Here is a 20,094-nt window from a genome sequence, read left to right on the forward strand (position 1 = left end):
CGTGCCAAGGTGTTGGGACTACAAGAGAGACGAGGAGGTGGAAAGACGTGATGGCGAACATTCGGATTGTCGTGCCCGGGCGAGCCGCGCTACTGCGCGCCGCCGCACGAAATTCCACCTCGAACTCATCTCGCTGAGCCCGGGTCGGGCTCGGCGCCCGACGAAGGACTTCTTCCATCATGGTCGACAACGACCTGCTCGTCTCCTACGGCTGGACCGAAGCCGTATCACTTGATTACGCGGAGTTCATCGCCGACGGGTGTGTACCCGCGCGGGTGATCCGGATGGATCGCAGTGAATGTGATGTGGCGACGCCGACCGGCACCACCCGTGCCCGGTGCCCGCGCGCCGATTCCGAGGTCAGCGGTTTATGCACCGGTGACTGGGTGAGCATCGACGCCGAATCGAATGTGCGGCAACTGCTGCCGCGCCGCTCGGCGATCGTGCGTTCCTCGGTTTCCGGGAAATCCGAGGGCCAGGTGCTGGCCGCCAATGTCGATACCGTGCTGATCTGTACGGCAGCCGACGGCGATGTCGATCTGGGCCGGATCGAGCGGATGCTCGCGCTGGCCTGGGAGAGCAATGCGCAACCCATCGTGGTGCTCACCAAAGCGGATGCCGCGGTGGATATTCCGCTCGACGAGGTACAGGCGGTGGCGCCGGGGGCGGTCGCGCTCGCGGTCAGCGCGAATACCGGGGCGGGTCTGAATGTGCTCACCGCCATGCTGGACGGCACCGTCGCGCTGATCGGCCCGTCCGGTGCGGGCAAATCCACCCTGGCCAACGCGCTGCTCGGTCAGGAAGTGTTCGCCACCAACGCCGTCCGCGCGGCGGATAAGAAGGGCCGCCACACGACAGTGCATCGCGAGCTGCGGCCGTTGCCCGGCGGCGGGACGCTCATCGATACCCCCGGGCTGCGCGGGATCGGACTGTGGGAGGCGACCGAAGGTATCGAGAAGACCTTCAGCGATATCGAATCCCTGGCCGAGCGTTGCAGATTCGCCGACTGCGCCCATGACAGCGAACCCGGCTGTGCGGTGCGGGCAGCCGTCGACAGCGGCGCACTGGCCCAGCGCCGGATCGACAGCTATCGAAAACTGGCCAGGGAGAACGCGTGGATGCAGGCGCGCACCGATAAACGACTGCGGGCCGAACGCGAAAAGGTATGGAGGGACATCACCAAACAGCACCGGCAGATGTACCGGGAGCGAAACTCGCGACACTGATCCGGCGAAACCACGGTAGGGTTCGGCTCGCATAAATCGCGATTCCTGGGAGAGATGGATGAGTTACCCCGGCGGGTACCCGCCTCAGGGCCAGCCGCAGCCCGGGCAGTGGCCCGGACAGCCTGCGTACGGTCAACCGCCCGCCCCTACGGGCCAGCCCTACGGCGCGCCGCAACCCTACGGCCAGTCGGCACCCGGTCATCCGGTGGCGCCGCAACCGTACGGACAGTCCGCGCCGGGTCATCCGGTGGCGCCGCAACCCTACGGGCAGTCCGCACCCGGTTATCCGGTTCCCGGGCAGCCGTACGGCGCGCCCCAGGCCGGGCAACCCTACGGACAGCAGGCACCGCAATACGGACAGCAGGCGCCGCAGGCGCCCGCACCGCCCGGGATCACCGTGGACGCCTCCTACGAGTGGTTCGGCTTCATGCTCGGGTTGCTGACCAAGCCGAAGATCACGATCAATGGTCAGCAGGTGCCGAATACCCGGTGGGGCGAGAACCATATTCCGGTCGGACCGGGCAACTACCAGGTCTGGATCGCGACGCCGTGGCTGTTCGATATGGGCGCCAATCAGCTGCCGGTTCAGGTCAGCGGTGGGCCGGGCACCCGGGTGTATTACAAACCGCCCGCCGCCTTCTTCCTCAAGGGCGCGATCGGAACGGTTCCGCAGAAAACGCCGGGCATGCTGTTCATCTGGCTGCCGTTCGCGATCGCCGCGGTATTCATCGTGCTGATGCTCTTGCTGACGGTGGTGGCCGCCGCCTGATCGGGTAGCCGCGGAATTCGGGCATCGGACCACGGTCCGGTGCCCGTTCTTCGGCCACCCTATGCAACTGGTTGCATAGGGTGGTGGTCTACGCTTAGTGTGCAGAGCGCGGAAGGCCGCGGGCGCCCCTCAACCTGCGGCACATACGACAGGAGCAGGTCAATGACGGAATCGGCAGCCAAGCCGCTCGCGGGCAAGACGATGATCATGTCGGGCGGCAGCCGCGGCATCGGTCTGGAGATCGCGAAGCGCGCCGCGGCGGACGGCGCGAACATCACCCTGATCGCCAAGACCGATCAACCGCATCCCAAGCTCCCCGGCACCATTCACACCGCGGCGGCGGAACTGGAGGCGGCGGGCGGCCGGGTGCTGCCGTTCGTAGGCGATGTGCGCCTGGATGATTCGGTGGCGGAGGCGGTGCGCCAGACGGTCGAGCGATTCGGCGGCATCGACATCGTGGTGAACAATGCCTCGGCAATCGACCTGTCACCCACCGATGTGCTGCCGATGAAGAAATACGACCTGATGCAGGACATCAACTGCCGTGGCAGCTTCCTGCTTTCCAAACTGAGCATTCCGCATCTGCGCGCCTCCGCGCAGGCGGGCAACAATCCGCACATCCTCACCCTCTCGCCGCCGCTCAACCTCGACCCCAAGTGGGCGGGCTCGGCGCTGGGCTACACCATCGCGAAGTACGGAATGTCGCTCACCACCCTGGGTTTGGCCGAGGAGCTGAAGGGCGACGGCATCGGCGTGAACTCGCTGTGGCCGCGCACCACCATCGCCACCGCGGCGGTGAAGAACCTGCTCGGCGGCGAGCAGATGATCGCCACCTCGCGCACCCCCGATATCTACGCCGACGCCGCCTACCTGGTCCTCACCTCGCCCGCCGAGAAGACCACCGGCAATTTCTTCATCGATGACGATGTCCTTGCCGCACACGGCATCACCGACCTGGACAAGTACCGCGTCGTCCCCGGTGACGCCGAACTCACCACCGACCTCTTCCTCTGAACAGTCGGCACCAACGCATAACGCCCGGACCGGCGATTCCAGATCACCGGTCCGGGCGTTCTTTCGAAATCAGTTGTCTCGCTGAGAATTCGCAATACCGTACAACCGCTCCCAGTTGGCACGGCTGGTGAGTTCGGGCATGGCGGCGCGGTACTGCTCTTGCAGGGTGGGAAGTTCCTTGCGCAGGCGGCGCAGCACGCGCAGGGTGCGCAGCAGGAGCTGCCGGGCACGAGCCTTGTCGCGCCGCCGGACCCGCACACCGGACTGGGACGCGTCGGTGACCACCACATGATCGAACAGTGCGACATGCCACCAGTGCGCATCCTCGCGGGTGACGCCGATCAGGCCGTGCTGGGTGCGGCCGAACCACTGGTTGATGGCCCGTTTGATGAGCACCAGCGTAATACGGCTCGGTTCGCCACCGGCGCGGCGCAATTGGATATCGGCCGAGGGAACCGGCGGGGTGGCCGCCGGATGTTTGATGGTCTCGGCGTAGTCCGACCGGCTGGTGCGGGCGGCGGCCAATGCGTCGATTCCGCCGTCGCGCAGGATCTTCGGGCCCTCCAGGAAGTCCTCGATGCCCTGCAGGGTGGTGTGCACCAGGCCGTACTGCATGGCGACCAGATGCTCGGCCAGGGAGCGGAACAGCTGGCGGGTGATCGCCTTACCGTCCAGGTCGGTGTGCAGCGATCCGACGATGAGCGAGTTGCGGGTGCTGAAATACCGCGCCCAGTCGTCGTAGTCCTTCCAGTAGAAGTCGGCGTGCCAGACCGCGGCATTGGGCAGCGTGACGGTCACGAAACCGTTCTCCCTGGCCCGGATGCCGTATTCGACATCGTCCCACTGGAAGAAGATCGGCACCGGAAGCCCGATCTTCGCGACCACCTCGGCCGGGATCAGGCAGGTCCACCAGGCGTTGTAGCCCGCGTCGACGCGGCGTTCCTGGTTCCTCTTGAGCATGCTGGTGTTGCGCAGCGCCTTGGGCACCTTCTGCCCATGCTTGAGCTCGTGCAGGTGCACCTCCTCGGCTCCGACATTGAGGTAGTCGGGGTTGAGCAGGAACAGCATCTGCGCGCCGACCAGGGTCGGTTCCACCGTCATATTGGCGAAGGCGTTGAGCCGCAACACCGTTTCCGGCTCGCACAGGATGTCGTCGTCCATCAGGATGACGTCGGCGTGCTCGTTTACCGCGGAGACCTCGTAGAGCCCGCGCGTGAAACCGCCCGCGCCACCGAGATTCGGCTGCCGGATGTAGCGCAGCTTGTCACCGAGGATCGGCAGGGTCTGCTGGAAGCGCGGCCGGTCCTGCACCAGATCGGTGCCCTGGTCCACCACGTACACCGCATCGATGGCGGCGAGCACGGTCGCGTCGGAGGCGAGTGCGGCCACCGTCTCGGCGCAGTCCGCGGCGCGGTTGAAGGTGCAGATCGCGATGGCGACGGGGCGCACGTGATCGGGCGCGACCGAGGTCCAGGTCAGCTCGGTGATACCGAGTTCGCCGCCGATCGCGTCGAACTCCAGCCATATCGCGCCGCCGTCGACGTACTGGTCGAGCGGTGCGGTCAGTGTCACCGGACCGCTCGCGGTGACCTCGGTGGTCTCGATAATGCGGCGGTGCCCGGCGATGTCGGAGGCGACGATCCGGACCCTGGCCTTCTTGTCCACATCCAGCACCATCGTGGTGCGGACCTCGGTGACGGTGGTCCAGCGCTGCCAGTAGGCGGCGGAGAAGCGACCGAAGTAGGTGTTGGTATGCGCGGTCGCGCCCTTCTCCAGGCGCAGCGCCAGCCGCTCCCGGTGCGCGCGACCCTTGACCACGGCGTACAGCTCATCGCTCACCTTGGCCGATGGCCCGGTGAAGATGCCGCGTTGCAGCACCATCCGATCGGGCGCCCGATGGTCGACGCGCAGCGAGGCAGGCGCGGCCTCCGCGTAATCGTTCGTTTCGGTAACGGCCTCGGTAACCGACTGCTCCATGAAATCCTCACTGTGCCGACGGGACAGACACGCCCCTTGATGCCGTTCGCGGCGGGGCCGAGGATATCAATCCGTATCCACGCCCGCCCGTCCAGCAACTGGATAATCCGGTCGCATCGGTCACGCGAGGATCCGGCTCCAACCCCTGACCTGTTATTACCCTATGCCGAATGCCTATAACCGCGGCGGCAACGCCTGGTCCGCATCCGGCTTCCCGGTGAATACGAACTTGTCATATGCCCAGTACCGGAAGACCACCGCGACGATCTGGCCGATCAGCGTGCCGGAGATGTTGTCCGACAATGGGGTCGACAGGTCGAGCACATAGCGGGAGAAACCGAGGCAACCCAGTTGCAGACCGATCGCGACCACATTGAAGACCGCGTAGAGCAGGTATTCGCGGCCGGGATTATCGGTCTGTTTGTGTGAGAAGGTCCACCACTTGTTGCCGAAATAGGTGACCATCGTGGCCACCGCGATCGCGATGATCTTGGCCTGTAGCGGCGCGTGATAGAGCACACCCTCGCCGCCCCAGAACACCAGCAGGTTGTAGGTGCCCGCGTCGACCAGGAATCCGATGGCGCCGACCACGAGAAAGGCCGCGCCCTGGCGCAGCCCGGTGATCAGTTTCGTGGTCAGCGACGGTGCGTCGGACGGGGAGCCGGACCGCTCGGGGACTGACACGGGCTGCTCGGGGTAAGACACCGGGCGACGGTACCCCACTACGCTGGATACACGCGGCTCACTGCCGGGTGAACCGAGTGAGCGCCGTACGTCACAGCCCTGTACCCTCCCGGTGTTCCCCATTCACCGCCGACATCGAGGATTGACCCGGGTGGACTCCACCGAGCTTCGAATTGCCGCCGTGGTGCCGTGCCACAACGAGGAGGCTTCGGTCGCCAAGGTCGTCGCCGACCTACAGGCCGCCGTGCCGGGAATCGTCGTCTACGTCTACGACAACCTCAGCACCGACCAGACCGCCGAACGTGCCCGCGCCGCCGGCGCGATCGTGCGGCACGAGCACACCAAGGGCAAGGGCAATGTGGTCCGCCGCGCCTTCGCCGATATCGAGGCCGATATCTATTTGATGATCGACGGCGACGACACCTACGAGGCGTCGGCCGCACCGCTGATGATCAAGACCCTGCTCGACGGCCCCTACGATCACGTGCTCGGCGTGCGCAAGCAGGACGAGGGCGGCTCGGCCTACCGCGCGGGTCACGAGACCGGCAACAAGGTGCTCAACGGCGTGGTCGGCAAGGTGTTCGGCGAGAACGTCGAGGATATGCTCAGCGGCTTCCGTGTCTTCTCGCGCCGGTTCGTGAAGAGCTTCCCCGCGGTCTCGCGGGAGTTCGAGATCGAGACCGAGCTGACCGTGCACTCCCTGCACCTGCGGGTGCCGCAGACCGCGGTGCCGGTCGGTTTCCGGGATCGGCCCGCGGGCAGCGAATCGAAGCTGCGGACCTATCACGACGGTTTCAAGATTCTGGCGCTGATCGTCGGGCTGGCCCGGCACGAGCGGCCGGTCGCGTTCTACGGGCTGTTCGGCACGCTGAGCTGGCTGGTCTCCATCATCCTGACCATTCCGATCGTGATCGAGTTCTACAACACCCACGAGGTGCCGCGCTTCCCCACGCTGTTCCTCGGCTTCACCCTGCTGCTGCTCGGCAGCCTGGCCTGGACCGCGGGCCTGATCCTGGATGGCATCCGGCGCTCCCGGCACGAGGCGGCCCGGCTGGTCTACCTGCGCTATTCCGCCCTGAGTTCGGATGACGTGAGCGCCGACCTCGGTGGTGACGCGCGGACCGGTGGGGCCACGCGGTGACCACCTCCGCGGATAGCACCACCGAATCGAACGGCACCACCGAATCGAACGGCACCGCGAATCACGCTGTGCCCGACAGCGGAACCGAAACCTCGCCGCATCAGGGCGGCACCGGCGGCGATCCCGGCAAGACGACGGAGGCCACCGCACCGAATCCGGTCGCGGACTCCGGCGTGCGCGCCTCGTTGCGTCGGATCGCGGAACCGATCGTGACCCGCTGCGGCGCGGCCACCCTCGCCTTCGCCGTCGTCGCGGCGATCTTCGGTGCGGTGTTCTCGGTGGTCACGCCGCCCTTCTGGGGACATGACGAGATCACCCAGTTCGGCCGCGCCTACCAGGTCGCGCACGGCGGCTTCCTGCCGGAACGGATCTACGACAGCCGAGGCATCTCCTACGGCGGCGACGTGCCGATCAGCGTCACCGACCTCATGGGCTACGCGTTGCAGGACTACACCACCAACCCGGAAGAGCCCGGCGCGATGGTGGCCGACCCCGGCGTCTACGACCGGCTGAAGGCCGCCGAGGTCTCCGACGCCGAGGAACCGGTCTGGTTCACCAACACCGCCGCTTACTCACCCGTGCCTTATGTGCCCGCCGCGCTCGGTATCCGGGTCGCCGAACTGTTCGGCCTCGATGTCGGCGGCCTGATCCTGGCGACCCGGCTCGCCGGGCTGCTCGCCTATCTCACGGTGGTCGGATTCGGTCTGTGGGCGCTGCGCGCGCACCGCGTGCAATGGCTCGCGTTCACCGTCGCGGTGCTGCCGATCGCCGTCTTCCAGGCGGGCACAGTCACCGCGGACACCCTGACCAACGCGCTCGCGATCCTGGTCTCGGCGCTGCTGGTGAAGGCGCTTTTCCTGGGTGACCGGCTGCGCGGCATAGAAACAGCCGCACTGCTCGGCGCCACGATCCTGCTGCCGGTGAGCAAGCCGACCTATGTGCTGCTGGCGATGCTGGTGGTGCTCGTGCCCGCGGACCGATTCGGTTTCACCGGCCTGCGCCGCTGGATCCCGTGGGGTTTCGCGGCGGCGGGCGCGCTGGTCTTCGCGGTCTGGATGAAGATCGCCGCGCCCACCGGCGAGGGTATGGGCCTGATGCGGCCGCAGCACCAATGGAATTCGGTGCGCCCCGGCGATCAGCTGAGCGGAATCCTCAGCGACCCGCCGCACTTCGTCTCGGTATTCGGCGACAGCATCATGTACCGGGATCAGCGCTGGTTCACCCAATTCTTCGGCGAGCTCGGCTTCGCCTATATCGACGTACCCGCGATCACCGTGCTGGCCTGCCTGCTCGCCTTCGCGGTGAGCACTGGTACCGCGGACCGGATGAACAAGACCACCGCCACTTTCCGGCGCACCCTGCTTGTCGCACTGACCGTGGCGGCGAGCGTCGCGATGATCTACGTGACGCTGTACATGTCGTTCACGCCGGTCGACTACTACATCATCGACGGCGTTCAGGGCCGCTACTTCGTGCCGCTGGCAATCGTCGGATTCGCGGTACTGCTGCGCTGGATGCCGTTGCGGCTCACCGACGCCGAGGGCCGGACGCCGACCTGGGGTCCGGCGGTCACGGTGGTCACGGCGAGCACGATCGCGTTGATCGCGGCGCTCGCCAAGTACCACACGATCGTCTGGGGCTGATCGCGCGCGTCGCGACGTGCTCTTCGCGCGGCGCGGCGGTCCCGGCGGTGTCGGATTCCCTCCGCCCGCGGCGCAGCCCTACTCGCCCGCGGCGTCCAGCGTCTGTTCCCCCGCCGCGGCGTAGGCGCGTTCGGTGTTCGCCTTGTCCGGGCGCCACCAGGATTCGTTGTCCCGGTACCACCGGATGGTCGCGGCCAGACCGGCACGGAAATCGCCGTAGCGGGGCGCCCAGCCGAGTTCGGCGCGCAGCAGTGAGGCATCGATCGCGTAGCGCTGGTCGTGGCCGGGGCGGTCGGTGACGTGGTCGAAATCGTCGGCGTCGCGGCCGAATTCCTCCAGGATCATCCGCACCACGGATTTGTTGTCGAGTTCGCCCGCGGCGCCGATGAGGTACGTCTGCCCGATCCGCCCGCGCTCCAGGATGTCCCAGACCGCGCGATTGTGGTCGTCGACGTGGATCCAATCGCGCACCTGATGTCCGGCGCCGTAGAGGCGGGGGCGGACTCCGTCGATGAGATTGGTGATCTGGCGCGGGATGAACTTTTCCACATGTTGGTAGGGGCCGTAGTTATTGCTGCAATTGGACAGCGTCGCCCGCACGCCGAACGAGCGGGTCCAGGCCCGCACCAGCAGATCGCTGGATGCCTTGGTGGCCGAGTAGGGGCTGGACGGGTTGTACGCGGTGGTCTCGGTGAACGCGGGCGCGTCCGGGGTGAGATCGCCGTACACCTCGTCGGTGGAGACGTGGTGGTAGCGCACCTCGTGCCTGCGCACCGCCTGGAGCAGCGAATAAGTGCCGATGATATTGGTCTGCACAAAGGGCCACGGCTCGGTCAGCGAGTTGTCGTTATGCGATTCGGCGGCGAAGTGCACCACCGCGTCCACGCCGGAGACGAGTTCGTCGACCAGGTCCAGATCGGCAATATCGCCGTGCACGAAATCAATGCGGTCGGCCACCGGATCCAGTGATGCCTTATTGCCCGCGTAGGTCAGCGCGTCAAGGACGGTAACGGTGGTGTCGGGCCGTTCGGAAACGGTCTGCTGGACGAAATTCGCACCGATGAACCCGGCGCCGCCGGTTACGAGCAATCGCACCCCTTGACCTTACGTCGGACGCGCACCGTTCCGGCACCGAGGCCCGACACCTGAGCCGATGTCGAGCGACCAGGCGGTCCACTGTGACCTTCGTCTCACTACCCCCGGGTAGAATGTGGCGTCCGGTTTGGTTCTAGGCTGAAATCCCTGCTCGGCGTGCACGTTTCCAAGATCGCACCGAGCATGGAGTCTCGATGGTGAACAAAATTTGAATTAAAGGTCACAACCGGTTCACCACGCGTTAGCTGGTCTAGATTTCGATCGTCTAGTCCCCTCCGAACGCTTCACATCGAGGTTCCTAACAAATGCTGATGAGGAAATTTGCCGCCACCTCGGCGCTGCTGATCGCCGCCCTGGGCGTGACCGCGGGCGCTGTCAACGCGGCACCGGCGGCGCCGGCCACCGATGCGCCGATCAACTTCACCGCCAAGGCCACCGACACCCAGTCCATCATCACCGTCGACGCGGGCTCGATCGTCGTCGAGGATGACGCTCTCAAGGTCAAGGCCGCCGACGGCACCGTCGTCGCCGGCACCCCGCTCAAGTTCCGCCTCGACGACTTCGAGCTCCCGATCGCCGCGGACATCTCCGGCCGCACCGCGACCCTGACCCCGCAGCTCGACGTGGACAAGGCCGTCTACAAGCCGGTCGCCCTGCCCTACGAGGACAAGGCCCCCTGGAAGAACGAGTACGACCGTGAGCTCGCGGCGTTCAACCGTCTGAAGGACACCATCGGCATGGGCGCCACCATCGGCACCCTGGTCGGCGGCCTCAGCGGCGGCGCCCTCGGCTGCGTCCTCGGCGGCATCGCCGGCGCGACCATCGCCTCGGCCACCATCGTCGGCCTGTTCGGTCCGTTCATCCCCGCCGCCGCGGTCGGCTGCGTCGCGGGCATCCTGGCCGTCGGCGCCCTCGGCACCCTGGCCGGTCAGATCCTGATCACGGCCCCGGTCGCCATCGGTGCGGCGATCCAGTACTTCGCCACCGTCAGCTCGCCGATGGCGGTTCCGGCTCCGGCCCCGGCCAAGTAAGCCGGATAATTCTCCAGCACAACTGAATTCGCACAACAGAACAATTCGAGCCAGGAAACCCACCCGGACGAGTACGACCGGGTGGGTTTTCTTCGGCCCGGCCGAGTTACTGGAAGTTTGCGAACTCAAGTACCGGTCGCTACCACCTGCTTAACGCACCTGATAGAGGACCACATCACATGTTCATCAAGAAGTTTGCCACTACTTCCGCGCTGTTAATCGCCGCGCTCGGCGCTACCGCGGGCACCGTCAATGCGGCACCGGCCGCGCCCGCCGACGCGCCGATCAACTTCACCGCTAAGGCCACCGACAGCCAATCCATCATCACCACCGACGCCGGTTCCCTCGTCGTCGAGGACGGTGCACTGAAGATCAAGGCCACCGACGGCACGGTGGTCGCGGGCACCCCGCTGACCTTCCGCGTCGACGAGTTCGAATTCCCCATCGCCGCAGCGGTTTCCGGGCGTGAGGCGACCCTGACCCCGCAGCTGTCCATGGACAAGGCGGTTTACAAGCCGGTCGCGCTGCCCTTCGAGAACAAGGCACCCTGGAAGTCCGAATACGACCGCGAACAGGCGGCCTGGAGCCGCCTGACCAGCACCATCAGCATGGGGGCCACCATCGGCACCCTGGTCGGCGGCCTCGGCGGTGGCGCGCTCGGCTGCGTCCTCGGCGGCATCGCCGGCGCGACCGTCGCCTCGGCCACCATCGTCGGCCTGTTCGGTCCGTTCATCCCCGCCGCCGCGGTCGGCTGCGTCGCGGGCATCCTGGCCGTCGGCGCCCTCGGCACCCTGGCCGGTCAGATCCTCGTGACCGCCCCGGTCGCCATCGGTGCGGCGATCCAGTACTTCGCCACCATCAACCAGCCGTTCACCCCGCCCGCCAAGTAAGAATCGGGGACGTTCGAAAATCCGGACAGCACAACCGAATACCTCGGAAGACCCCGCCCGGGAGGGCGGGGTCTTCGCGCAGTGCTGACAATTCCACCTGGCTCGCGATGGCGCCCGGTGTGTTCACTCGGAATGGGCTACTGCCCAGCCGCAGATCGCCGTGAGTGGGACTTGCAGGGATTTACCCAAATCGGTGAGGGCGTATTCGACGTGCCGGGGTGCGGATTCCTTGTAGACATGGCGTTCGACCAGCCCGTCGGCCGCCATCCCGCGCAGTGTTTCGGTAAGTACCTTCTGGGTGATACCCGGCAGCCTGCGGCGCAGCGCGGCATGCCGGTGCGGGCCATCCAGCAAGTGCGTAGACCAGCAGGATCCGCCATTTCGCGGCCAATCGCTCGAGGGCCTGCCGGGTCACGCAGGACTCCTCGAGCACATCTGGGATGACCAGCGCCATCTCTCCTCCTGGGGTAGGCACTTGAAAGTGCCTTCTATCCGGCCCACTCGCCGCGACCTACCTTCGGTTCCACCGGGAACCCACGGTATCCGAGCAGAGAAAGACTAGAAATGACGATCAGCACAGTTCCTTTCACCTTCGCCCGTGCGAGTGACCGGCTCGTGGGCACGCTGTACCTGCCCGCAGGTGCGCCAGTCGCCACGGTGGTCACGACCGGTCCGCTGACCTCGGTAAAGGAGCAGGCGGCGGGGGTGTATGCGGCGGCGCTGGCGCGGCGCGGCTTCGCGGCGCTGGCCATCGACCACCGGACCTTCGGCGAAAGTGCGGGCACGCCGCGGCAATTGGAGGATCCGCTGGGCAAGGTGGCGGACATCGGCGCGGCGGTGGCGGCGTTGCAAGCCGACGAACGACTGGCGGAGGTGCCGGTGGTGGCGCTGGGCGTCTGCGCCGGTGGCGGGTACATGGCCCGCGCGGTTGCCGACGATCCGCGGATCCGGGCGTTCGCCGGGGTGGCGGGGATTTACCCCGGCACTGCCGTGGTCGATCCGGCCGTCGTGGAGCGCGGGCGGGCCGCGCGGGAGCGCCGATTGGCCACCGGGTTCGCCGAGACCATCCCGGCGGTGGCGGCCGACAGCGGCGATGTGGCGATGCCACTGCGCGAGGCGTTCGAGTACTACGGCACCCCGCGCGGCGCGGTGCCCAACTACACCAATGCCTTCGCCGTCGAATCTTTCGAGCACACCGCCGGTTTCGATGCCAAGGAGGCGGCCGCGCGGCTGACGGTCCCATTCCTGCTCGTGCACTCCGAGCACGCCCTGGTCCCGCCGTGGGCCCGCGCGTTCTACGCCGCCGTGATATCGCGTAAGTCCGAGCTGTGGCTGGACTCGACCGGGCAGATCGACTTCTACGACGACCCCCACCTGATCGAACCCGCCGCCGAAGCCGCCGCCGCGCACTTCCGGAACGCGGTCAGCTGACCCGCAGGGCGCCCGGCTCCGCGCCGGAAATGCTGATCAGAAAGTACGCCGGGCCGGGCCGGGGTCTTCGGCTCGTCCGGCCGACCGTGGTCAGGCCGTCCGAGCCTTCTCTTGCCGGTCCAGGCAGGTGCGGACGAATCGGGCGACGTGACCGAGGGCGGCGCGGCCTTCGGGGAGGTTGGGGGCAATGGACATGAAGGCGTGCACTTGGCCGCGCCAGAGCTCCAGGGTGTTCGGGACGCCCGCGGCGGTGAGGCGGCGGGACATGAGTTCGCAGTCGTAGCGCAGTACTTCGTCCTCCGCGGCGATCAGCAGGACCGGGGGCAGACCGGCGAGGACATCGTTGACCGGCGACAGCATGGGATCGAGCGCACCGTCCGCCTCGGCGCCGATGCGGACCACGGCCTCCAATGCCGACAGCGGGATATAGGGGTCGCGCGTGACATTCACATATGCCCGCTTGGCCGCATAATCCAGATCCAGCAGCGGGCTGAGGCCGACCAACCCGGCGGGACCGGGCAGACCCGATTCGATCGCGCGCAGGGCGGTGGCGAAGGCGAGGTAGCCACCGGCCGAATCGCCCGCCAAGACGATGCGCGCCGGATCCGCGCCGTGCCGCAGCAGCCAGCGGTAGGCGGTCAGGCAGTCGTGGACCGACCCGACGATGCTGCGTCCGGGCAGCTGCCGGTAGTCGACATTGAGCACCGGCAGTCCGGTGCGCCGGGCCAAGGCGGCCGCGATCGGCCGGTGCGTCTCCAGACCGCAGATCGCGAATCCCCCGCCGTGCATGTACAGCACCGCGCCGTGCCGCAAGGCGCGGGCCGCGCCGGACGGGCGGATGATCTCCATCCGGAAACCGCTGAGCGTCACCTGTTCCCGATCGATGCCGCGTGGCCGCGGGCGCAGCCGGGCCAGACCGTCGACGGCGAAGGCGCCGATGGGGATGGTCGCGCGGGTGATCGGCGCGACCCGCAATATCGGGCGAACCACCCCGCGGCAGGTCGCGAGCAGTAGGCGGGCCGCAACGCTCGGACCGTCCGGATTCACCACCATGCCGAGCTCGCCGACGTCGGTCGCAGTCATCGCGCACCACCCTCACCTTGGCGCACCGAGCCCGGACCGGCAGAACTCCGAGACGGATGTCGGCGCTGACATCTAACACAGTGACGTTTCAGAACAACATGCAACCGTGACCTACGCAACATTCATCGCCCGACGCGCCGGGTGACGAAACGTTCGTAATAGATTTGTGGGCGAGTCGGAACCTCCCCGACTCCGAGGACAGCGAGACTGGCAGACTCCTGGGCATGCGCGGAATCATTTTGGCGGGCGGCACCGGATCGCGGTTGCACCCGATCACGCGCGGGGTGAGCAAACAGCTGGTCCCGGTCTACGACAAACCGATGGTCTACTACCCACTCTCGACGCTGATGCTCGCGGGTATCCGGGACATCCTGGTGATCACCACGCCGGAGGATGCCGAGGCCTTCCGGCGGCTGCTCGGCGACGGTGGGCAATACGGTATTTCGATCAGTTATGTGGTGCAGCCGGAGCCGGACGGGCTGGCACGGGCGTTCACCCTCGGCGCGGATCACATCGGCACCGAATGCGCCGCACTGGTGCTCGGCGACAATATCTTTCACGGCCCCGGCCTCGGCACCAGCCTGAACCGCTTCGCGAGCATCGATGGCGGCGCGGTATTCGCGTACTGGGTTTCCGACCCGACCGCCTATGGTGTCGTCGAGTTCGCCGAAGGGCGAGCGGTGTCGATCGAGGAGAAGCCGAAGGCGCCGCGCTCCAACTACGCCATCCCCGGGCTGTACTTCTATGACAACGACGTCGTCGAGATCGCCCGCACGCTGCGCCCCTCGGCGCGTGGCGAGTACGAGATCACCGATATCAACCGCGCCTACCTGGAACAGGATCGGTTGCAGGTCGATGTGCTGGCCCGCGGCACCGCCTGGCTGGACACCGGCACCTTCGACTCACTGCTGGACGCCGCCAACTATGTGCGCACCATCGAGGAACGGCAGGGTCTGAAGATCGGCGTGCCGGAAGAGGTCGCCTGGCGGATGGGCTTCATCGATGACGACGAACTGCGCGCCCGCGCCGAACCGCTGGTCCGCTCCGGCTACGGCGGCTATCTACTGGATCTGCTCGAGCGCGGACGGGATTGGTAAGTATGGAGATTCGCGAACTCGCGGTGCCCGGCGCCTGGGTGATCACGCCGCGCCAGTTCCGCGACGAGCGCGGCGCCTTCGTCGAGTCGTTCAAGGCCTCGGAATTCGAGAAGGCGACGGGACGGCCGTTCGAGCTGTACCAGGTGAATTGTTCGATCTCCGCGGCCGGGGTACTGCGCGGCATCCACTACACCGAGGATCCGCCGGGCCAGGCGAAGTACGTGACCTGCGTGCGGGGCGCCTTCCTCGACGTGGTGGTCGACCTGCGTCCCGAATCCCCGACCTACGGGCGCTGGGACAGCGTGCTGCTCGACGATGTGGACCGGCGCTCGGTCTTCCTCTCGGAGGGATTGGGTCATGCGATCCTCTCGCTGGAGGACGAATCCACGGTCACCTACCTGTGCTCGCTGGAGTACACGCCCGAATTCGATCGGGATATCGATGCGTTCGATCCGACGCTGGCGATCGAATGGCCGACCGTAGGCCGCGACGGCACGCCGCTGACCTACGTCCGCTCGCCCAAAGACACTGTGGCGCCGCCGTTCTCCGAATAGGCCGGATTGCCGATACGACAAAGCCGGACGTCACCGGTCTGCGGGATCGGTGACGTCCGGCTTGCCCGTCGGCTGAATGGGCCTCAGCCGACGAGTTCGAGCTCCGGTTCGGGAGCCTTCTCCTCGCGCCGGTTGAACTTCGGCACGAAGGCGAGCAACGCGACCAGCGCACCGACGATGGAGACGCCCGCGGCGAATTCCAGACCCGGCCGGTAGGTGTCGAGCATTCCCGCGGGCGAGGTATCGGTGTGCGCGCCCGAGGTGACGATCGCGGTCGTCACCGCCAGCACGATGGCCGCGCCGACCTGCATGGAGGTCTGGAGCACGCCGGCGGCGAGACCCTGTTCCTCATCCTCGATGCCATTGGTCGCCTGGATGTTGATGGCGGGGAAACCGACCCATCCGATTCCGATCAGCAGCACCGCGGGCAGGAGCACCGTCAGGTAGGACGGCTCGGTATTCAGCCGCAGGAACAGCAGGTAGCCGATGGCCATCACAACCAGGGTGATCGCGATGACCGGTCCGGTGCCGAACCGGTCGACCAGCTTGTCCGAGAAGAACACCGACGCGACGACCAGCAGACCGACCGGCAGCAACGCCATCGCCAGCTTCAGCGGCGACCAGCCGAGCGACTCCTGCATGTACAGCGTCACGATGAACTGCCAGCTGAAGTAGGAACCCGCCACCGCGATGATCGCGAGGCTGGCCCGCACCAGCGTCGACTTGCGCAGGATGCCCAGGCGGATCAGGGGGTACCGGACCCGCTTCTCCACCGCGACGAATGCCACGAACAGTCCGGCGGCCACCACGAAGGAGCCGATGGTGCGCACCGAGGCCCAGCCCACCTCGGGGGCGGAGACCACGGTGTAGACCAGCAGCAGCATGGCCGAGGTGGACAGCAGGGCGCCGAAGATATCGTGTCCGCCCTCTTCGACAGGCTCATCCTTCGGGACCAGGAAGTAGGCGGCCACCAGCGCGGCCACCGCGATCGGCACCGGGAGCAGGAAGGTCCAGCGCCAGCCGACACCGGTCATCAGGCCGCCGAAGAGCAGACCCATCGAATAGCCGCCCGCACCGAACACGGTGTAGATGGACAGGGCCTTATTGCGGGCCGGTCCTTCGGGGAAGTTCGTGGTGATGATGGACAGGCCGGTCGGCGCGGTGAACGCGGCGGCCAGACCCTTGATGAATCGCGTGATGATCAGCAGCGGACCGGAGCTGACCAGGCCGCCGAGCAGCGAGGCCACCGCGAAAACGGCCAGTGCGATCAGGAAGACCTTGCGGCGGCCGAGCAGGTCGGCGGTGCGTCCGCCGAGCAGCAGCAGACCGCCGTAGCCGAGGACGTACCCGCTCACCAGCCACTGGAGTGTGGAGGTGGACAGGTCGAGTTCGGCGCCGATGGAGGGAAGGGCGACCCCGATCATCGAAACATCGAGCCCGTCCAGGAAAAGCACGATGCAGAGGGTGATCAGCATGCCCCAGAGCCGGGCGGACCAAGCGGTCGGATCGGTCGCCGTCGAGGCGGCCGAGAGCGTTGCTGGTGAAGTCATGCGGGAGACATTACATGCGTGCGCATTAAATGCCAACACATCTAATGCGTTTGCATATATCGCCATGAACGCCTAAGATGGGGCCATGTCGAAGCCGTCGACAACGGAAACAGCCCAGCGCACCCTCCGCGGATCACAGCCGTCGGAGCGGGTCAGTGCAGCGCCGACCGGGCTGGTTGGCGAGTGGCGCGAGCTGCTCGACCGGCACGCGGCGGTGAGTTGCGCACTCGAAAAGGCACTGCAGGGACAGCACAAGATCGGGCTCAGCGAGTTCGAGACGCTGGACCGGCTGGTCGACGCCGATTGCGGCGACTACCGCATGAGCGATCTGGCCGGCGATATCTACCTCAGCCAGAGCGCACTGTCGCGGGCCGTGGCCCGGCTGGAACGCGACGGCCTGGTCCGGCGCAGCATGTGCGCCGACGACCGCCGCGCCATCTTCGTCTGCCTCACCGACAAGGGCCGCGAGATCTACGAGCAGGCGCTACCGACACATCGGAACGTCCTGGCCCGCAGCTGGAAATAATCAGACGTTCGCGTCCTCGATGAGGCCGCGCGCGTCCACCGCGGCCGCCTTGATGGTCGCGAACGCCTTCCGGTACCGCTCGATTTCGGCATCCTTGTCCAGGTACACCGGACCGGTGAATGCCTCGAGGTAGACCACGGGGGGTTCGGGCGGCTCGCCCATCTGCCCCTCGGGGAATTCGAGCATGACGAACTGACCCGTCTCCATACCGTCGTGATAGCCGCCCTCCGTCGGCACCACCCGGATCCGCACATTGGGCAGTTCGCCCATGCGCCGCAGGTGATCGAGTTGTTCGGTGCGAACCTCCGGCCCGCCGATGCGCCGCCACAGCACCGACTCGCTGATCACCACATCCAAGTGCACGGGCGAGTCGGCGCGGGTGATCAGTTGCTGGCGCGCCATGCGCAGCTGAACCCGCCGGTCGATCTCCGCCGCGGGGGCCTGCGGACGAGCCGCGACCAGCAGCGCCCGGATATAGCCCTCGGTCTGTAGCAATCCGGGGATCAGCTCGTTCTCATAGGACGACAGCTGCCGGGCCGCCTCCTCGAGTCCGATGTAGACCTCGAAACCCTCGGGGATCACATCGCTGTACCCGGTCCACCAGCCACGCGCCTTGGTCTCACGGGCCAGAGCGGTCAGCGGAGCGACGAGATCGCTCGGGGCGCCGTAGATCTTGCACATGGCCTCGACGTCGAGGCTGCGCAGGGAGGTCTGCCCGGTTTCGATGCGCCAGATCTTGGCCTCGGACCACTCCAACTGCTGTGCGGCCGTACGGGTTGTCATCCTGGCGCGATTGCGCAGCTCCCGCAGATGGCGGCCGAGTTGCCGACGGGGCATGGTCGATCCGGTCGTTCCGTGCGGTAAAGCCATGCTTCCCCCTCGCGCCGTGCGCCTGCCCGGCGCTACCTCCAGTGCCCCCGGTGCGACGCTTCCCTACCGGGCGCCGTGGTCGTCGCTCGAACACCCGAACAGCATTGTTTCACAGTAAATCTGACATAGTGCACACTTGGTTACGCAGACAGGCCACTGTCGCATGGGAGCCAAACAGGTTCGGCATGGGCCGATTCCGGAAATCCGGCAAGGTTTCGCTACTTGCGCGGACCGCGCTTGCGGAAGCGCCAGAACTGCACCGCCCGCACATCCTCGGACAGCTGATTGACCGGTTCGGCGACATCCGAGAGCGCCTGGAACAGGTCGTCGGCCAATTCGCTGATGTGCTCCACCCTGGTCGCCAACCGGGAGGCGTTCACCAGGAACTCCAGCAGCAGGCGCACCACCGCCGCGATGGTCAACCCCAGCGGTACCGCGATCAGCGCGGCCAGCACCCCGAGCACGGCCGAGACCTGCCACATCAGCACCGTCAGTGCGATCGGGATGCCAACCGCGAAAGCCAGGCCGAGCATGTACGCCAGCGGCAAGAGGGTCCGGGTGACGGGCCGGTGGAATTGCACGTCGAGCAGACCGCGCGCCGCCTCGGCACTCCACTGGCGGAAGGCGCGCGGGCTCTCGAAAGGCTCGGCCGGTTCCTCATCCGTGGTTGTGGTGCGCGAAAACCGCTTCGACGTGGACTCTTTCCAAGCAATCCAACGGGATTCGGTGTCGTACTCCCCCGAATCCACGTCCGCGATTCCGTTGGGGTCATCGGTCATGGCGTGATCCTCCTCGCCGATCGCGCGAGCGCCAAGTGGGGCCCCGCGACGGTCATAGCAAGGGCGCGAATGCTGAGACGAACCCGACAGTCCAAAAGATCTTTTGAAACGGCCGTAACGCCCGGGCCACCCCGCGTCGATAGGCCCCATGAACGCAGGACCCAGATCTATCGGGGAATGGAGATAACAGTGCGCACCACTTCCGTCTCGGCGGCTGACATGACCGCTGCAGCGCAGGACTACATCCAGCGCGGGTGGACGGTCGCCGAAACGGCCAACGGGATCTGCCTGATCACCGATGAGGACGTGTCCGGCATCGAGGTCGCCGGCGAGCTCGCCGGCGATGTGCGCCGCTTCCTGCGCGCAAACAACCTCTCCGGCCCCGTGATCGAGATCCCGGGCGAAGAGCGGCGCGAGATCCACCTGGTCACCGGCCTGCGCAAGGCCGCGATGGCGCTGGAGGCGCTGCGCGAGGCCGGTTGCGTCGTCTACACCGACGGTGCGGGCATCGCCCTGCCGCCCACCCAGGTCTCCGCCGCGGGTGCGGCCCAGTGGCGCGTCGCTCCGCACGAGGCTCGCTGGCTGCCGCCGGTCGTCGCGCTCGGTGCGGCCGTCCGCGCCTCGCTGGCCCGGCGCAACGCCGGTTCCACCCTGACCAGCGTCGCCTGCTGAGCTCCGGCCGGGCCGGCGCGTTTCGAAAGCTCTACCTGGTAGACCTGCGTTCGGGTCTACAC

20 protein-coding genes are annotated in these 20,094 nt (G+C 66.8%); 12 read left to right on the top strand and 8 right to left on the bottom strand.

The window, feature by feature from the left end:
• The first annotated feature begins 179 nt into the window (after positions 1-179).
• From rsgA to AB0H61_RS23770, 3 genes are all read left to right on the top strand, one after another.
• Positions 180-1,226, top strand: a complete 1,047-nt coding sequence (gene rsgA / locus AB0H61_RS23760; protein ID WP_357307998.1) for a ribosome small subunit-dependent GTPase A — start codon at positions 180-182, stop codon at positions 1,224-1,226.
• Between the two features lie 58 nt (positions 1,227-1,284).
• Positions 1,285-1,995: a hypothetical protein gene (locus tag AB0H61_RS23765; protein ID WP_357308000.1), complete on the top strand. Its 711-nt coding sequence runs from the start codon at positions 1,285-1,287 to the stop codon at positions 1,993-1,995.
• Positions 1,996-2,157: 162 nt separating this feature from the next.
• Positions 2,158-3,009 carry an NAD(P)-dependent oxidoreductase gene (locus tag AB0H61_RS23770; protein ID WP_357308002.1) on the top strand — a complete coding sequence of 284 codons (852 nt, stop codon included), beginning with the start codon at positions 2,158-2,160 and terminating at the stop codon, positions 3,007-3,009.
• 69 nt (positions 3,010-3,078) lie between these two features.
• Here AB0H61_RS23770 and AB0H61_RS23775 read toward each other — a convergent pair whose 3' ends face one another.
• Together AB0H61_RS23775 and AB0H61_RS23780 are read right to left on the bottom strand one after the other, a co-directional pair.
• Positions 3,079-4,986, bottom strand: a complete 1,908-nt coding sequence (locus AB0H61_RS23775; RefSeq protein WP_357308004.1) for a glycosyltransferase — start codon at positions 4,984-4,986, stop codon at positions 3,079-3,081.
• 174 nt (positions 4,987-5,160) lie between these two features.
• Positions 5,161-5,691, bottom strand: coding sequence for a GtrA family protein (locus AB0H61_RS23780; protein WP_357308006.1), 531 nt, complete (start codon positions 5,689-5,691; stop codon positions 5,161-5,163).
• A gap of 130 nt (positions 5,692-5,821) precedes the next feature.
• On the opposite strand from AB0H61_RS23780, the gene AB0H61_RS23785 reads away from it, so the two are divergent.
• On the top strand, positions 5,822-6,811 hold the full coding sequence (locus AB0H61_RS23785; RefSeq protein WP_357308008.1) for a glycosyltransferase: 990 nt from the start codon (positions 5,822-5,824) through the stop codon (positions 6,809-6,811).
• On the top strand, positions 6,808-8,454 hold the full coding sequence (locus tag AB0H61_RS23790; RefSeq protein WP_357308010.1) for a DUF2142 domain-containing protein: 1,647 nt from the start codon (positions 6,808-6,810) through the stop codon (positions 8,452-8,454). Before AB0H61_RS23785 ends, AB0H61_RS23790 begins: the two co-directional genes overlap by 4 nt.
• Before the next feature lie 78 nt (positions 8,455-8,532).
• Here AB0H61_RS23790 and rfbB read toward each other — a convergent pair whose 3' ends face one another.
• The gene (gene rfbB, locus AB0H61_RS23795) at positions 8,533-9,549 is read right to left on the bottom strand and encodes a dTDP-glucose 4,6-dehydratase (protein WP_357308012.1); all 1,017 of its coding nucleotides are present in this window, start codon (positions 9,547-9,549) and stop codon (positions 8,533-8,535) included.
• Positions 9,550-9,854: 305 nt separating this feature from the next.
• Between rfbB and AB0H61_RS23800 the strand changes: the two genes are divergently transcribed.
• Both AB0H61_RS23800 and AB0H61_RS23805 read left to right on the top strand, forming a co-directional pair.
• Positions 9,855-10,580, top strand: coding sequence for a hypothetical protein (locus tag AB0H61_RS23800; protein WP_357308014.1), 726 nt, complete (start codon positions 9,855-9,857; stop codon positions 10,578-10,580).
• A 179-nt stretch (positions 10,581-10,759) separates the two neighbouring features.
• Positions 10,760-11,470: a hypothetical protein gene (locus AB0H61_RS23805; protein WP_357308016.1), complete on the top strand. Its 711-nt coding sequence runs from the start codon at positions 10,760-10,762 to the stop codon at positions 11,468-11,470.
• Positions 11,471-11,593: 123 nt separating this feature from the next.
• Here AB0H61_RS23805 and AB0H61_RS23810 read toward each other — a convergent pair whose 3' ends face one another.
• The gene (locus AB0H61_RS23810) at positions 11,594-11,824 is read right to left on the bottom strand and encodes a helix-turn-helix domain-containing protein (RefSeq protein ID WP_357308018.1); all 231 of its coding nucleotides are present in this window, start codon (positions 11,822-11,824) and stop codon (positions 11,594-11,596) included.
• A 210-nt stretch (positions 11,825-12,034) separates the two neighbouring features.
• Here AB0H61_RS23810 and AB0H61_RS23815 point away from each other — a divergent pair, with 210 nt between their 5' ends.
• Positions 12,035-12,901, top strand: coding sequence for an alpha/beta fold hydrolase (locus AB0H61_RS23815; protein ID WP_357308020.1), 867 nt, complete (start codon positions 12,035-12,037; stop codon positions 12,899-12,901).
• Positions 12,902-12,991: 90 nt separating this feature from the next.
• Here AB0H61_RS23815 and AB0H61_RS23820 read toward each other — a convergent pair whose 3' ends face one another.
• Complete coding sequence (locus AB0H61_RS23820; protein ID WP_357308022.1) at positions 12,992-13,984, bottom strand: alpha/beta hydrolase; 993 nt, start codon at positions 13,982-13,984, stop codon at positions 12,992-12,994.
• Between the two features lie 224 nt (positions 13,985-14,208).
• Between AB0H61_RS23820 and rfbA the strand changes: the two genes are divergently transcribed.
• Both rfbA and rfbC read left to right on the top strand, forming a co-directional pair.
• Positions 14,209-15,081 (top strand): glucose-1-phosphate thymidylyltransferase RfbA, encoded by an 873-nt coding sequence (gene rfbA, locus AB0H61_RS23825; protein ID WP_357308024.1) that lies wholly within the window; start codon positions 14,209-14,211, stop codon positions 15,079-15,081.
• 2 nt (positions 15,082-15,083) lie between these two features.
• Positions 15,084-15,635: a dTDP-4-dehydrorhamnose 3,5-epimerase gene (gene rfbC / locus AB0H61_RS23830; RefSeq protein ID WP_357308026.1), complete on the top strand. Its 552-nt coding sequence runs from the start codon at positions 15,084-15,086 to the stop codon at positions 15,633-15,635.
• Positions 15,636-15,718: 83 nt separating this feature from the next.
• Here rfbC and AB0H61_RS23835 read toward each other — a convergent pair whose 3' ends face one another.
• Positions 15,719-17,185, bottom strand: coding sequence for an MFS transporter (locus AB0H61_RS23835; protein WP_357308028.1), 1,467 nt, complete (start codon positions 17,183-17,185; stop codon positions 15,719-15,721).
• Between the two features lie 85 nt (positions 17,186-17,270).
• On the opposite strand from AB0H61_RS23835, the gene AB0H61_RS23840 reads away from it, so the two are divergent.
• Positions 17,271-17,711 (top strand): MarR family transcriptional regulator, encoded by a 441-nt coding sequence (locus tag AB0H61_RS23840; RefSeq protein WP_357308030.1) that lies wholly within the window; start codon positions 17,271-17,273, stop codon positions 17,709-17,711.
• Here AB0H61_RS23840 and AB0H61_RS23845 read toward each other — a convergent pair whose 3' ends face one another.
• Positions 17,712-18,548: a helix-turn-helix transcriptional regulator gene (locus AB0H61_RS23845; protein WP_357308032.1), complete on the bottom strand. Its 837-nt coding sequence runs from the start codon at positions 18,546-18,548 to the stop codon at positions 17,712-17,714.
• Between the two features lie 251 nt (positions 18,549-18,799).
• Positions 18,800-19,360: a DUF4282 domain-containing protein gene (locus AB0H61_RS23850; protein ID WP_357308034.1), complete on the bottom strand. Its 561-nt coding sequence runs from the start codon at positions 19,358-19,360 to the stop codon at positions 18,800-18,802.
• Positions 19,361-19,537: 177 nt separating this feature from the next.
• Here AB0H61_RS23850 and AB0H61_RS23855 point away from each other — a divergent pair, with 177 nt between their 5' ends.
• Positions 19,538-20,032: a hypothetical protein gene (locus AB0H61_RS23855; protein ID WP_357308036.1), complete on the top strand. Its 495-nt coding sequence runs from the start codon at positions 19,538-19,540 to the stop codon at positions 20,030-20,032.
• Positions 20,033-20,094: the final 62 nt, after the last annotated feature.

This window comes from Nocardia sp. NPDC050710, from assembly GCF_040654375.1.
Taxonomy (GTDB): Bacteria; Actinomycetota; Actinomycetes; order Mycobacteriales; family Mycobacteriaceae; genus Nocardia.

What these genes read in the sequence shown, in the direction of transcription:
- AB0H61_RS23835 (WP_357308028.1), bottom strand. Translation starts at nt 17,185, where the DNA reads ATGACTTCACCAGCAACGCTCTCGGCCGCCTCGACGGCGACCGATCCG.
- AB0H61_RS23805 (WP_357308016.1), top strand. Translation starts at nt 10,760, where the DNA reads ATGTTCATCAAGAAGTTTGCCACTACTTCCGCGCTGTTAATCGCCGCG.
- rsgA (WP_357307998.1), top strand. Translation starts at nt 180, where the DNA reads ATGGTCGACAACGACCTGCTCGTCTCCTACGGCTGGACCGAAGCCGTA.
- AB0H61_RS23815 (WP_357308020.1), top strand. Translation starts at nt 12,035, where the DNA reads ATGACGATCAGCACAGTTCCTTTCACCTTCGCCCGTGCGAGTGACCGG.
- AB0H61_RS23840 (WP_357308030.1), top strand. Translation starts at nt 17,271, where the DNA reads ATGTCGAAGCCGTCGACAACGGAAACAGCCCAGCGCACCCTCCGCGGA.
- AB0H61_RS23850 (WP_357308034.1), bottom strand. Translation starts at nt 19,360, where the DNA reads ATGACCGATGACCCCAACGGAATCGCGGACGTGGATTCGGGGGAGTAC.
- rfbC (WP_357308026.1), top strand. Translation starts at nt 15,084, where the DNA reads ATGGAGATTCGCGAACTCGCGGTGCCCGGCGCCTGGGTGATCACGCCG.
- AB0H61_RS23765 (WP_357308000.1), top strand. Translation starts at nt 1,285, where the DNA reads ATGAGTTACCCCGGCGGGTACCCGCCTCAGGGCCAGCCGCAGCCCGGG.
- rfbA (WP_357308024.1), top strand. Translation starts at nt 14,209, where the DNA reads ATGCGCGGAATCATTTTGGCGGGCGGCACCGGATCGCGGTTGCACCCG.
- AB0H61_RS23800 (WP_357308014.1), top strand. Translation starts at nt 9,855, where the DNA reads ATGCTGATGAGGAAATTTGCCGCCACCTCGGCGCTGCTGATCGCCGCC.
- AB0H61_RS23855 (WP_357308036.1), top strand. Translation starts at nt 19,538, where the DNA reads ATGGAGATAACAGTGCGCACCACTTCCGTCTCGGCGGCTGACATGACC.
- AB0H61_RS23820 (WP_357308022.1), bottom strand. Translation starts at nt 13,984, where the DNA reads ATGACTGCGACCGACGTCGGCGAGCTCGGCATGGTGGTGAATCCGGAC.
- AB0H61_RS23770 (WP_357308002.1), top strand. Translation starts at nt 2,158, where the DNA reads ATGACGGAATCGGCAGCCAAGCCGCTCGCGGGCAAGACGATGATCATG.
- AB0H61_RS23775 (WP_357308004.1), bottom strand. Translation starts at nt 4,986, where the DNA reads ATGGAGCAGTCGGTTACCGAGGCCGTTACCGAAACGAACGATTACGCG.
- AB0H61_RS23845 (WP_357308032.1), bottom strand. Translation starts at nt 18,548, where the DNA reads ATGCCCCGTCGGCAACTCGGCCGCCATCTGCGGGAGCTGCGCAATCGC.